Genomic DNA, 12,149 nt, shown 5'->3' with positions numbered 1-12,149 from the left:
GGGCTTTCCTACACCTATGCCACGGGGGGCGCCGCGCCGCTGCGCTTTCCGGATGTGGACCTGCGCCAAGGCGGCACGCTGCTGCTGCGCGGGCGCTCGGGCACTGGCAAGTCCACCTGGCTGGCGCTGATGGCGGGCTTGCGCGGCGCCAGCGGGGGCGACCTGTTTGTGGCGGGCACCCAGCTGGGCACGCAACGCGGGGCCGAGATCGATGCCTGGCGCGCGCGCACCATTGGCTTCTTGCCGCAAAAGCTGTATCTCAGCAGCGCACTCACCGTGGCGGACAACCTGGCGCTGGCGTACTTTGCGGCCGGGCTGCCGCGTGACGATGCGGCCATTCACCGTGCACTCACCCAAGTGGGGGTGGCCGAGCTGGCCGCCCGCAAGCCGCACCAGCTCTCCGGCGGGCAGGCGCAGCGCGTGGCGCTGGCGCGGGCCGTCCTTTTGGCGCCGCAGGTGCTGCTGGCCGACGAGCCCACGGCCAGCCTGGACGACGAGGCCGCTGCAGATGCGCTGGCGTTGCTGCAGCAGAGTGCTGCGGCCTGCGACGCCAGCCTGGTGATAGCCACGCATGACCAGCGTGTGGTGTCTGCCCTGGCAGGTGTCCAGACCCTCGATTTGAATGAAATCGGCACGGAGCGCCGGTTGAATATGCCTGAACAGCTATGAATTCAGGAGTATTCAAGCTCGCCCGCCTGTCCTGGCGCTACCTCTGGTCCCGCCCGCTGGCCGCCGTGCTCAACCTGCTGGTGCTCATACTGGGCCTGGCCGCCATCACTTTGGTGCTGCTGGTGGCCACACAGCTCGACAAGGCGTTTGAGCGCGACCTGAGTGGCATCGACCTGGTGGTGGGCGCCAAGGGCAGCCCGCTGCAGCTCATCCTGTCGGGCGTGTTCCACATCGACGTGCCCATGGGCAACATCCCGCTGCAAGAGGTGCAGACGCTGCAGAAGAACCCGCTGGTGGCGCAGGTGATCCCGCTCAGCCTGGGTGACAGCTACCAGGGCTTTCGCATTGTGGGCACCACGCAGGACTACATCACGCACTACGAGGCCCAATTTGCCGAAGGCGCGCTGTGGCAGCAGCCCATGGACGCGGTGCTGGGCGCCAGCGTGGCGCGTGGCATTGTCAAGGCTAGCCACCAAGGCGCGCCTCTGGTCGGCGCCACCTTCATCGGCAGCCATGGCCTGGGTGGAGGAGGGCATGCGCACGGCGACCACCCCTATCGCGTGAGCGGCGTGCTCGCGCCCTGCGGCTGTGTGCTGGACCGGCTGATCCTGACCAGTACCGAATCCGTCTGGATGGTGCACGAGACCGCCACAGCCAACGATGCCGAAGACCTGGAAATTCTGAAGGAAGAGCGCGAGGTGACCGTGGCCCTGGTGCGCTACCGCACGCCCATGGCGGCCATCACGTTGCCGCGCCTGATCAACGGCGGCACCTCAATGCAGGCGGCGGCGCCTGCCATCGAGGTCACGCGCCTGCTGCGCCTGCTGGGCGTGGGCGCCGACGTGTTGCGGGCCTTTGGCGGCGTGCTGCTGGCCGTGGCCGCGCTCAGCGTGTTCATCGCGCTGTGGAATGCCGTGCGCGAGCGCCGCGCCGACCTGGCCATGCTGCGCATGCTGGGCGCGCCGCCGGGCCGGGTGGCCGGGCTGGTGCTTTGGGAGGCGCTGTGGCTGGCCGCGCTCGCGTCCATCCTGGGGCTGCTGCTGGGGCACGGCCTGGCCCAGGCCTTGGGCTGGGCACTACAGGCGCAGGGCTTGCTGCCGGTGACGGGCTGGATCTGGCTGCCCGCCGAAGCCGGGGTGCCGCTGCTGGCCGCAGGCGTGGCGGCCTTGGCGGCGCTGCTGCCGGCCATGCAGGCCTACCGCACCGATGTGGCCGACTTGTTGAGCCAGCCCTGATGCGGCCCCCGAGTTCTGACCTCCATAAACCCTCTAGCCACTCAACCTGAAAGTCTTTCCATGAAAAAACTTTTCGCTGCTCTCGCCCTGGCCCCCATGCTGCTCGCCGGTGCCCTGGCCCACGCGCAAGCCCACAATGACAAGGACACCCAGGAAGACGTCGCCCGCCACCGTGCCATGGCTGCCGCCCACGAGGCCGCCGCCAAGTGCCTGGAGTCCGGCAAGGGCCACGACCAGTGCCAGAAAGACCTGCAGGCGGCGTGCAAGAACCTGGCCATTGGAAAATACTGCGGCATGAAACACGCACACTGAGCGCCCGTTTTTTTTTGATGCTCGTTCGCCCGGAGTCCCCGCCATGTCCTGCACCTTGAAACCCTTGCCCATCCCCGGCCTGATGGCTCGCGTGGCTTGTCTGGCCGCCACGCTGGTTCTGGCAACCGGTGCGCACGCGCAGCAAGGCGGCGCCACCAAGCCCGCGCCGGGCGCTTTTGAGCGCGCCAAGGAAGGCGCGGCCGCAGCGCCAGTGCTGTCGTCGCCCCTGCCTGCGGGCGCAGGCACTGTCGTGCCATCGGGGTCGGGTGCGGGCTACCACAGCCCCAACAGCCCGATTGCCCCGCTGCCCCAGCGCAACGACGTGGTGCCCTGGTCGGTGCTGACCGACCTGAGCAAAAAGACCACCAAGGACGGCATCCTGCCCGTGTTCAACGACGCCCAGAAGGGCATGGACAAGACCACGCAGCGCATTCAGGGCTTCATGGTGCCGCTGGACGCCAAGCCGACGCAGACGCACTTCATCCTCACCTCCGTGCCGCTGACCTGCTCGTTCTGCACACCGGGCGGGCCCGAGAGCATGGTCGAGGTCAAGGCCAAGACACCCGTGCGCTATTCGCTGGAGCCCGTGGTGGTGGAAGGCAAGTTCACCGTGCTCCCCAATGACCAATATGGCCTGTACTACCGCGTGGTGGACGCGGTGCCGGTGAAATAATCCACGGCTTTTGCCGCTGCAGCCTCTGCCGCAATCCTTTCCCTTTTTGCCTGACGTGACCCGCGCCTTCCATCGCCCTTTGCACGTGCCGTCCGCCGCCCTGCGCAGCGCGGTGGTGCGGCGCGTGGCGTTGGCGTGGCTGCTGCTGGCATTGGTGGTGGTGCCCACGCTTGGGCGGCTGCACCAGGTGGTGCATGGGGGCGCGCTGGACCAGGCCCATGCCGGGCTGCTGGCCGCGCCCTCTTCGTTGCCCGGGCAGCCGGCGTGGGACCCGGCCCCCACTGCGCGGCCCGCTGCCACACCCGGCCACGGTCTGTGGCTCCCCTATCTGCTGGCCCACCACGCGCCAGTGGACTGCCTGTTGCTCGACCAGCTGGCGCTGGGCGACGCATTGCATGCCGCCCCGCTGGCGCTGCCTGCGGCCGATGCGCCGCTGTCGCAGGCCGTGCATGCGGCAGGGCGGGCGAGCACACCCCACATTGCGCTGTTCCACGCGCGCGGCCCACCGGTCGCCTGACGCGCAGCGCACCTCCAGCCCCACCTTCTCAGCCGGCGTCCCCGCTGTGTGCCTTGCAGGGCAACGCGGCGGTGTTGTGCCTGCTGGCGCAGGGCGCGGTATGCAAGCCGCTGTATGCAGGCCGATTTGGCAGCTGCCAGCGGCCGTACCACGGCGCGCCGCCCATCATTACTCCTGTTTTCATAGCTGCTAGCGCATATTTCACTGGCGCTTGCAGCGGTTTTTATTCATCAACTCGCGCCCAGGGCGCGGGTCGGCATGCGCAGGCGCGTTGGCACCGCCAGCGCCGCGCATGCCTTGTTGCAGGCCACCACCATGACCCACACCCTTTCTAACCACCGCTTTATTTCCCGCCGCGCCCGTCCGGCCCTCCACCCAGTGGCTCTGGCAACTCTGCTGGCGCTGTCCGGCACCAGCGTTGCCACCCAGGCGCAGACTGCGCCCGTGCCCGCTGCGGCGGCGGACGCCGCACCCAGCCTGCCCGCTGTCACCGTGTCGGCCAGCGGCCTGCAACTGGGCGCCAGCGACATGACCACCCCCGCCACCGTGCTCGAAGGCGATGAACTGGTGCGCCGCCGCGAGGCCACGCTGGGCGAAACACTGAACAGCGAGCCCGGCATCACCAGCAGCCACTTTGGTGCTGGCGCCAGCCGCCCCATCATCCGCGGCATGGACGGCCCGCGCGTCAAGGTGCTGAGCGATGGCGCCGAGCTGCACGACGCCTCCACCATCAGCCCAGACCACGCCGTGGTGTCCGAGCCGCTGCTCGCCACGCAGATCGAGGTGCTGCGCGGCCCCTCGGCCCTGGTCTACGGCAACGGCGCCGTGGGCGGCGTGGTCAACGTGCTCGACGGCAAGGTGCCCACCGCCATCCCGCAAAAGGGCTACGAAGGCAGCGCCGAGCTGCGCGCCAACTCGGGGGCGGGCGAGGGCGCTGGGGCCTTCTCACTGACCGGCGGTGCGGGCAACCTGGCTGTGCACGTAGAGGGCGTGGCGCGGGATGCGGGCGACTACCGCGTGGGCAAGGGCTGGTCGGGCGGCAGCAAAGTGCTGGGCAGCTTCAACCGCACGGACACCGGCAGCGTGGGCCTGTCGTGGGTGGGCGACCATGGCTACCTGGGTGCGGCCTACACCCGCCAGACCGCCAAATACGGCCTGCCTGGTCACAACCACAGCTTTGACGGCTGCCACACCCATGGCGACCACCTGCACTGCGGCGCCCATGCGGACGACGAAACCGACGGCCATGACCACGACCATGACGCTGCGGCAGGCGATGTGCCGGTGGTGGACCTGCGTAGCGAACGCTTTGACGTGCGGGGCGAGCTGCGCAACCCGTTTGCGGGCTTCTCGGCACTGCGGCTGCGGGCGGGTGTCACCGATTACAAACATGACGAGGTCGAAGACGGCGCCATCAGCACGACCTTCAAGAACAAGGCCTACGACACACGCGTGGAGCTGCAACACGAGCCCATCGGCGGCTTCAAGGGCGTGATCGGCCTGCAGACCTCGCAGCGCAAGTTCAGCGCCGAGGGCGAGGAGGCCTATGTGCAGCCCACCGTGACCCGCAAGACAGGCCTCTTCGTGCTGGAGGAGTACCGCTGGAACGACTGGCGCTTTGAAGCCGCCCTGCGCCATGACCGTCAGACGGCCGAGGCTCAGACCAGTGGCATCGAGCGCAGCCACAACGGTACCTCGGCGTCGCTGGGCGCGGTGTGGAAGTTCACGCCGGGCTACCAGGTGGGCACCTCTTTCACCCGCGCCAGCCGCGCCCCGTCGGCCGAAGAGCTGTACGCCCAGGGCCTGCACATGGCCACCAGCACGTACGAACGGGGCAATGCCGACCTGCGCTCCGAAATCTCGCAGAACATCGATGTGAGCCTGAAGAAGACCAGCGGCGACACCACCTTCGGCGTGAGCGTGTTCCGCAACCGCATCCAGAACTACATCTATGGCCGCACGCTCGACGCGCTGGACGGCCTGCAACTGCTGCAGTACAGCCAGGCCGACGCCACCTTCACCGGCATCGAAGGCCAGGTGCGCCAGCGCCTCACGCGCAATCTGGGCATCACACTGTTTGGCGACACCGTGCGCGCCAGGCTGGATGGCGGTGGATTGCTGCCGCGCATCCCGGCCACCCGCGCCGGTGTGCGGCTGGACGCCAACTGGCAGGCCTGGGAAGGCCAGGTGGAATGGGTGCAGGTGGCCCGCCAGAACCGCGTGGCCGACTTTGAAACCGCCACGCCCGGCTACGGCATGCTGAACCTGGGCGTGAGCTACAACGGCCAGTTCAGCAGCGGCACCCCCTGGCAGGTGTACCTGAAGGCCAACAACCTGACGGACCGCCTTGCGTACGCACACACCTCGTTCATCAAGAACGCAGCGCCGCTGATGGGGCGCAATCTGACGGTGGGGGTGAAGGTAGCGTTCTGACGGGTGATGCCGTCGTGATGTCAGCGAGCCAGCGGCGGGGAGGGCGTTGCTGGCTCGCCCACCTCCCGGCCCCAAACCACCCAAACCACCGAGTCCAAAGGTGACTTGGATGCATGCCATACTCGCTTTGACGTGGTTGATATTTCGATCCGTCAAGGCGACGCTGTCTCAGTCCCGGTGATGGCGCGCAACCGATTCGGAAATGGGATTGGCACCGCAGCAGGCCGCCCAACGCCGGGTTGCGCGACGCGCGAAGGACTTGTTCGGCGCGTCCCTGCATGAATCTGACCCATTTGCAATAGCCCTGCATGCCCATCACTCCCACGCCGTCCGCAAACCTGTTGCAACTGCTTCCTGAGGCGGTGGTGCAGACCGATGCGCTGTGGGAGATCACGTATCTGAACCCGGCGTGGCACAAGCTCACCGGCCACTCGGTGGCAGCGGCGCTTGGCAGGTCTTTGCTGGAGTTCGTGCATCCCGACGACATTGGCACCATGCGCTCGGGCATGCCGGTGTTCCGCTTGCGCTTTGCCGACGCGGACTACCGCTGGGTGCGTTTGCAGTTCCACCCGGAGACGGATGCGGCAGAGCGGGTGATCAGCCGCCAGGGTGTCCTGATCGAGATCACCGAGGTCACCGAGCAGGTGCTGGTGGAAATTCGCCAGCGCTTTCTGCGCTTGCTGGAAACCATTGATGGCGTGGTGTGGGAGGCTGAAATCGGGGTGGGCAATACCTTTCTGAGCCCTCAGGTCGAACGCTTGTTCGGCTACTCCGTCGAGGAGTGGCGGGCTGACCCGGGCTTCTGGAGGGCGCATGTGCATCCCGATGATCTGGAGGAGGCCTTGGTGATCGACGATGCCGCCTACAACGCCACGCACAGCCATGCCTACGAGATGAGCTACCGGCTGATTGCCAAGTCGGGCAAGGTCGTGTGGGTGCGTGACCTGTGCCGCGCAGTGGTCGAACCGGGTCGCCCGAACCGCATGATCGGCCTGATGATCGATGTCACCCAGCAGAAGAACACCGAACTCGATCTGTTGCGTTCGGAAAACCGCTATTCGCTGGCGACCCGCGGATCCAATGACGGCATCTGGTATTGGGACTTGCGAACGGACGCCCTGCATGTGTCCGGGCGCTTTCTCCAGATCGTCGGGCTGGGTAGCCGCGATCATGTGTACGACGGAGGCTGGCGCTTTCTCGAGCAACTGATCGATCGCGAGGATCGCGCTCGCGTGCAGGAGGCCTACCGCAGACATCTGTCCGGAAACAGCGCGAACTTTTCGGTGGACTTCCGAGCGTTCCACGGGGCTGGGCGGCTGGTGTGGGTCAATTGGCGCGGGCTCGCCGAGTTTGAAGACGGTGTTCCCATGCGCATGGCGGGATCGTTGAGCGATCTGGCCGAGCGTGGCAGCTCCTACGACGCACTGACCAACTTGCCCGGCCGGCCGTTGTTCCGCGATCGCCTCGCACAACTCATCGCGCTGCACCAGAACGATGGGGTGAACGGTGATGGCGAGCCAATACGCGCTGGGGCCACGATGTTTGCCGTGCTGCTGCTGGACCTCAACGGGTTCAAGGCGGTCAATGACTGCTACGGACACCATGTGGGCGACCAGCTATTGCAACAGGTGGCGCGGCGGCTCGAATCCTGCGTGCGGGCGGTGGATCTGGTCGCCCGCATGAGTGGCGACGAGTTCAATGTGCTGCTGGAGTCCATTGACCCCGCTGAAGCCAGCCAACGGGCAGAGCAGATCGCCGCCGCCCTTGCCGCACCCTATGTGATCGGCGAACACACCGTGATCAGTGGCGCGAGTGTTGGCTTGGCCACCAGTGCATCCAGGCTGGCGACGGTTGACGACTACCTGCGCGCGGCAGACACCGCCATGTACCAGGCCAAAAGTCAGTCATTGGGCGTGTGCGTGGCCCCATAAGGCGTCGTGGCCACGCCCTGCGAGGGCGTGCGGATCCGGGCTGCAGGGCCGCAGGTGGGCACCTCAAGGAACAATCGCCACCGATTTGACCTGGGCCCACACCGCGCTGCCGGGCACCACACCCAGCGCATGCAGGGACCGGCGGGTGACCCGCGCGAGCAGAAAAGACTCCCCACAGCGCAGCCGCACCAGCGCCTGCGAGGGGTGGGCGTCGGGCGCGACCGAGTCGATCACGCAGGGCAGGTGGTTCTGGATGCTGGTCTGCGTGGGCTCCTGCACCGTCAGGCTCACGTCGCGGGCCAGCACCCGCAGCCGCACCGCCTGGCCAACGGGCAGGCCGCTGTCGCGCAGCCACATGGCGCCACCGGCAAAGCCCACGCGCGCCAGGTGCCAGGCCGTGTCCCGCTCCAGCACCTGGCCGCGCAGCAGCGCGCCCGCGTCGTCGCCCAGCACCATGGGCAGGTGCACCGACGACAGCACCTGGTCCACCGGCCCGGCGGCCTTGACCTTGCCGCCCTCAAGCACCACCAGGTGGTCGGCCAGCCGTGCCAGTTCGTCGGCAGAGTGCGTGACATACAGCATGGGGATGTGCAGCTCGTCGCGCAGGCGCTCCAGCCAGGGCATGATCTCCTGGCGCCGCGCCAGGTCGAGTGCGGCCATGGGCTCGTCCAGCAGCAGCAGGCGGGGGGAAGTTGCCAAGGCACGGGCAATGGCCACCCGCTGGCGCTCGCCGCCCGAGAGCTGGCCGGGCCGGCGCTGCAACAGACGGCCGATGCCCAGCAGTTCGATGGCCGTCTGCAGCGTGGCCTCGGCCTGCGCAGACCGGGCGCGCTTCAGGCCATACCGCAGGTTGCCCAGCACGTCCAGGTGCTCGAACAGGCTGGCCTCCTGGAACACGTAGCCCAGCGCCCGCTGGTGGGTGGGCAGAAACACCTGGGTGGCATCGTCCTGCCACACCTCGCCAGCCACCACCACCAGGCCGGGGTGCGCGCGCTCCAGCCCCGCCACGCAGCGCAGCACGCTGGTCTTGCCCGAGCCCGAGACGCCAAACAGCACCGTGATGCCGCTGCCGGGCAGGTGGAGGTCCACGGCCAGTTCAAAGTCGGCACGCGGCAGAGTGAGCCGGATGCGCAGGTCGTCGGGCGCACTCATGGCAGCACCCGCGAGCCACGGTTCTTGAGCAGCGCCAGGCACAGCAGCACCACGAAGGAGAACAGCACCATGCCGCCCGCCAGCCAGTGCGCCTGGGCGTATTCCATGGCCTCCACATGGCCGTAGATCTGGGTGGAGACCACCCGTGTCTTGCCCGGGATGTTGCCGCCAATCATCAGCACCACGCCAAACTCGCCCACGGTGTGGGCAAAACTCAGGATGGCTGCGGTGAGCAGACCGGTGCGGGCCTGCGGCAACGCTACTGTGAAAAACGCATCCACCGGGCCGGCCCGCAGGGTGGCGGCCACTTCCATCGGGCGGCGGCCCATCGACTCGAAGGCATGCTGCAGCGGCTGCACTGCAAACGGCATGGAGAACACCACCGACCCAATCACCAAGCCCGTGAAGGTGAAAGACAGCAGGCCCCAGCCCATGGCCTGCGTGAACTGCCCCAGCGGCCCGGCGGGCCCCATGGCCACCAGCAGGTAAAAGCCGAGCACCGAGGGCGGCAGCACCAGCGGCAGGGTCACAAAGGCGCCCACGGGTCCCTTCCACCACGACTCGGTTTGCGACAGCCACCAAGCCAGTGGCGTGGCGATCAACAGCAGCACGAAGGTGGTGAGGGTGGCAAGCTGCAGGGTCAGACAGATGGCTTGCAGTGCTTCAGGGCCCAGGGGCATAAAGGAAAAGGGCGGTGGCGTGGATGGGGTGTGAGTATCTCAGTGCTCGTAGCCAAAGCCGCGGATGACCGCACGCGCCTTGTCGCCCTTAAGGTATTGCAGCAATGCCGCCGCTGCCGCGTTGCCCTGGCCTTTGTTCAGCAGCACGGCGTCCTGGCGGAGCGGTGTGTAGAGCGCTGCAGGGATGGCCCACACCGAGCCCTCCACCAGGCGGCCATCGGCCATCACCTGCGATAGGGCGACAAAGCCAAGCTGGGCATTCTGGGTGGCGACGAACTGGTGGGTCTGGGCAATGTTCTCGCCCTGCACAAACTTGGGCCGCAGAGTGTTCAGCACGCCCATTTGGGTCATTACCTCCACTGCGGCAGCACCGTAGGGGGCGAGCTTGGGGTCGGCCAGCGCGATCTTGTCGAAGGTGCCGGATTGAAGCACCTGGCCCTGTGCATCTACCAGGCTGGGCTGCTTGCTCCAAAGGGCCAGCTTGCCAATGGCATAGGTGAAACGGCTGGCATCCACCGCCAGGCCTTCCTTGGCGAGCCTAGCCGGGGTTTCATCATCGGCGGACAGCAGCAGGTCAAACGGCGCACCGTTCTTGATCTGCGCATAGAACCGCCCGGTGGAGCCAAAAGCCAGCGTGGCTTTGTGGCCGGTGTCCTGCTCGAACAGGCGGGCCATCTTTTGCATCGGGGCTGTGAAGTTGGCGGCCACGGCCACCGACACCTCACCCGCTTGGGCCGAAACCGCCATCGCCAACGAGGCGGCCAGGGACAACAGGAAACGCTTCACGACAGACTCGCTATTCTTTATTGGAATAGCGATACTGTAGCATGTCAGCCGCATCGCTATTCCGTTGATGAACAGCGGTGTCTCAAGCGTCTGCACCACCCAGTTAACATCCCCGCATGAGCAATTCTTCACTGCCGCTGGCCGAGGTGCTGGGCCACGAGGCCACGGACAAGCGCATCGACATCCTGCGCCGCGTTGGTGAGGTGGGCTCCATTTCCGAGGCGGCGCGGGGCGCGGGCGTGAGCTACAAGGCCGCCTGGCAGGCACTGGAGACGCTGACCAACCTGGCCGGGGTGTCGCTGGTGGAAAAGGTGGTGGGCGGCAGCGGCGGCGGCGGGGCCGCGCTCACCCCAGCCGGCCAGCGGGTGCTGCAGGCGGCCCATGCGCTGGCGGATGCACGCCAGCAGGTGCTGGGCCGATTGAAGAGCGACGACGACGCAGCGACCGGCCGCGCCGCACTGGCGCTGCGCACCAGCATGCGCAACCAGTTTCCTTGCTCCGTGGGCAAGGTGCGGGCCGTGGGAGGGCAGGTGCGTGTGCAGCTGCTGCTGGCGGATGGGCAGGCGCTGCATGCGTCCATCACGCGGGTCAGCGCGCAGTTGCTGGGTTTGAAGGCAGGGGTTGGTGTGCTGGCGCTGTGCAAGGCGACGGCGGTTCAGGTGGCCCCGGCCCCTGGCAGTCCCGCTGGCAATGCCATGGCCGGGGTGGTGCGGAGCGTCGCTCGCGGCGCCGCCCCCGAGGTGGTGCTGCAGCTGCCCAGCGGCATCCAGCTGGTGGGCTTTGCCGCTGAAGGAGCCAAGGTTCGAGCGGGCCAGCAAGCCACGGCGGTTGTTGACGAATCCAGCATCGTCATCGCCGCGGCTTCCTGAGGGTTGAGGGCCTTCCAGCGCATTGGACAGGCGGGCCAGCGGGCCCCGCTACCTGCTGCGATCGCCGTCGCGCACGGATTCGATCGTGCCGTTGTAGATGCGAACCACCCCCAGGAAGGTGCCCGGCCCCCGGTCGTACGTCCACTCTTCCATGGGCACACACTGGTTGGCCAGCACCGCTGCGGGACTGCCCGGGCGGTAGGGCGTCACCACCCAGCCCAGCTGCAGCATGGAAACGCACACGCCCTGGCGGTAGATGGGGTCACCACATTTTTGCAGCAGCGTCACGGGAGAGTCGCCTTTGCCCACCAGTGATCCATTGCAGCGCAGGGACTGCGAGGCCTGGGCCGGCAGCACCGTGCACAGGGCCAGTGCGGTTGCCACCAGCTGCAAGGTCCGTGGATGAAGGCCTGGCAGCGCTGTCTGGTTCCGGAGGTATCTCATGGAGGCGGTTTCGAAAATACTGCGCGTTACTGTACAGCGGCACAGCCGTGGAGGGGCGTGCACCGCCTTTCGCTTCGCTTTCATCGCCTGTCCGTAGAAGCACAGTGGCCCCAGCCCGCCACAGGCGGCATGATCGGGGGATGAAACTGCTGTTGGTCGAAGACGATTTTGATCTGGCCGGGGCCCTGAGCCGCAGTCTGGTGGCCCGTGGGTTTGAGGTGTTGTGCTGCGCCGATGGCAAGGAGGCCCTGGCGGCTGCGCGGCGCACCGCGTTTGACGTGATCACACTCGACCTGTCGCTGCCGGGCCTGGACGGGCTGGAGGTGCTGCGGCGCCTGCGCGATGGCGGCAGCACCACACCGGTACTGGCGTTGACCGCCCGCGCTGCCGTCACGGACCGGGTGGCAGGACTGGAGGCCGGGGCCGATGACTACCTGGCCAAGCCCTT

Annotated in this window: 13 protein-coding genes; 9 read left to right on the top strand and 4 right to left on the bottom strand. The window is 67.3% G+C overall.

All coding sequences use genetic code 11. The annotated features are described in order from the left end of the window. The 7 genes from ISS20_RS19575 to ISS20_RS19545 form a co-directional block, all read left to right on the top strand. Positions 1-669 (top strand): ATP-binding cassette domain-containing protein (locus ISS20_RS19575; protein ID WP_291438748.1); only part of this gene is annotated, 669 nt, incomplete at its 5' end. Beyond that, a complete protein-coding gene (locus ISS20_RS19570) occupies positions 666-1,904 on the top strand; it encodes an FtsX-like permease family protein (RefSeq protein WP_291438745.1) in 1,239 nt (412 codons plus the stop codon). The genes ISS20_RS19575 and ISS20_RS19570, both read left to right, overlap by 4 nt. Positions 1,905-1,964: 60 nt before the next feature. Further along, positions 1,965-2,216, top strand: coding sequence for a hypothetical protein (locus ISS20_RS19565; protein WP_056062836.1), 252 nt, complete (start codon positions 1,965-1,967; stop codon positions 2,214-2,216). A gap of 43 nt (positions 2,217-2,259) precedes the next feature. After that, positions 2,260-2,889: a DUF3299 domain-containing protein gene (locus tag ISS20_RS19560; protein ID WP_146870877.1), complete on the top strand. Its 630-nt coding sequence runs from the start codon at positions 2,260-2,262 to the stop codon at positions 2,887-2,889. Positions 2,890-2,944: 55 nt separating this feature from the next. Continuing rightward, positions 2,945-3,406, top strand: a complete 462-nt coding sequence (locus ISS20_RS19555; RefSeq protein ID WP_291438741.1) for a hypothetical protein — start codon at positions 2,945-2,947, stop codon at positions 3,404-3,406. A gap of 315 nt (positions 3,407-3,721) precedes the next feature. After that, on the top strand, positions 3,722-5,839 hold the full coding sequence (locus ISS20_RS19550) for a TonB-dependent receptor (protein ID WP_291438739.1): 2,118 nt from the start codon (positions 3,722-3,724) through the stop codon (positions 5,837-5,839). Between the two features lie 308 nt (positions 5,840-6,147). Further along, positions 6,148-7,770 carry a sensor domain-containing diguanylate cyclase gene (locus ISS20_RS19545; RefSeq protein WP_291438736.1) on the top strand — a complete coding sequence of 541 codons (1,623 nt, stop codon included), beginning with the start codon at positions 6,148-6,150 and terminating at the stop codon, positions 7,768-7,770. Between the two features lie 63 nt (positions 7,771-7,833). Here ISS20_RS19545 and modC read toward each other — a convergent pair whose 3' ends face one another. The 3 genes from modC to modA are packed head-to-tail and all read right to left on the bottom strand — an operon-like array spanning position 7,834 to position 10,349. Further along, positions 7,834-8,922 (bottom strand): molybdenum ABC transporter ATP-binding protein, encoded by a 1,089-nt coding sequence (gene modC / locus ISS20_RS19540; RefSeq protein ID WP_291438734.1) that lies wholly within the window; start codon positions 8,920-8,922, stop codon positions 7,834-7,836. Then, positions 8,919-9,602 carry a molybdate ABC transporter permease subunit gene (modB, locus tag ISS20_RS19535; RefSeq protein ID WP_291438732.1) on the bottom strand — a complete coding sequence of 228 codons (684 nt, stop codon included), beginning with the start codon at positions 9,600-9,602 and terminating at the stop codon, positions 8,919-8,921. The genes modC and modB overlap by 4 nt, the downstream gene beginning before the upstream one ends. Positions 9,603-9,641: 39 nt before the next feature. Continuing rightward, positions 9,642-10,349, bottom strand: coding sequence for a molybdate ABC transporter substrate-binding protein (gene modA, locus ISS20_RS19530; protein ID WP_291438749.1), 708 nt, complete (start codon positions 10,347-10,349; stop codon positions 9,642-9,644). A gap of 155 nt (positions 10,350-10,504) precedes the next feature. Between modA and ISS20_RS19525 the strand changes: the two genes are divergently transcribed. Further along, positions 10,505-11,257 (top strand): TOBE domain-containing protein, encoded by a 753-nt coding sequence (locus ISS20_RS19525; RefSeq protein WP_291438730.1) that lies wholly within the window; start codon positions 10,505-10,507, stop codon positions 11,255-11,257. A 48-nt stretch (positions 11,258-11,305) separates the two neighbouring features. On the opposite strand, the gene ISS20_RS19520 is transcribed toward ISS20_RS19525, so the two are convergent. Further along, complete coding sequence (locus ISS20_RS19520) at positions 11,306-11,701, bottom strand: DUF2845 domain-containing protein (protein WP_291438729.1); 396 nt, start codon at positions 11,699-11,701, stop codon at positions 11,306-11,308. 140 nt (positions 11,702-11,841) lie between these two features. Between ISS20_RS19520 and ISS20_RS19515 the strand changes: the two genes are divergently transcribed. After that, positions 11,842-12,149 (top strand): response regulator (locus ISS20_RS19515; protein ID WP_291438726.1); only part of this gene is annotated, 308 nt, incomplete at its 3' end.

The sequence above is a fragment of the Acidovorax sp. genome (assembly GCF_016783915.1).
GTDB lineage: Bacteria > Pseudomonadota > Gammaproteobacteria > Burkholderiales > Burkholderiaceae_C > Acidovorax.
The sequence above is the reverse complement of the archived record's forward strand: the minus strand, read 5'-3'. Positions and strand labels throughout refer to the sequence as shown.

Excerpts from the sequence above, each read along its gene's own strand:
- ISS20_RS19570 (WP_291438745.1), top strand. The coding sequence starts at position 666 with ATGAATTCAGGAGTATTCAAGCTCGCCCGCCTGTCCTGGCGCTACCTC.
- ISS20_RS19565 (WP_056062836.1), top strand. The coding sequence starts at position 1,965 with ATGAAAAAACTTTTCGCTGCTCTCGCCCTGGCCCCCATGCTGCTCGCC.
- ISS20_RS19560 (WP_146870877.1), top strand. The coding sequence starts at position 2,260 with ATGTCCTGCACCTTGAAACCCTTGCCCATCCCCGGCCTGATGGCTCGC.
- ISS20_RS19550 (WP_291438739.1), top strand. The coding sequence starts at position 3,722 with ATGACCCACACCCTTTCTAACCACCGCTTTATTTCCCGCCGCGCCCGT.
- ISS20_RS19545 (WP_291438736.1), top strand. The coding sequence starts at position 6,148 with ATGCCCATCACTCCCACGCCGTCCGCAAACCTGTTGCAACTGCTTCCT.
- modC (WP_291438734.1), bottom strand. The coding sequence starts at position 8,922 with ATGAGTGCGCCCGACGACCTGCGCATCCGGCTCACTCTGCCGCGTGCC.
- modB (WP_291438732.1), bottom strand. The coding sequence starts at position 9,602 with ATGCCCCTGGGCCCTGAAGCACTGCAAGCCATCTGTCTGACCCTGCAG.
- modA (WP_291438749.1), bottom strand. The coding sequence starts at position 10,349 with ATGGCGGTTTCGGCCCAAGCGGGTGAGGTGTCGGTGGCCGTGGCCGCC.
- ISS20_RS19525 (WP_291438730.1), top strand. The coding sequence starts at position 10,505 with ATGAGCAATTCTTCACTGCCGCTGGCCGAGGTGCTGGGCCACGAGGCC.
- ISS20_RS19520 (WP_291438729.1), bottom strand. The coding sequence starts at position 11,701 with ATGAGATACCTCCGGAACCAGACAGCGCTGCCAGGCCTTCATCCACGG.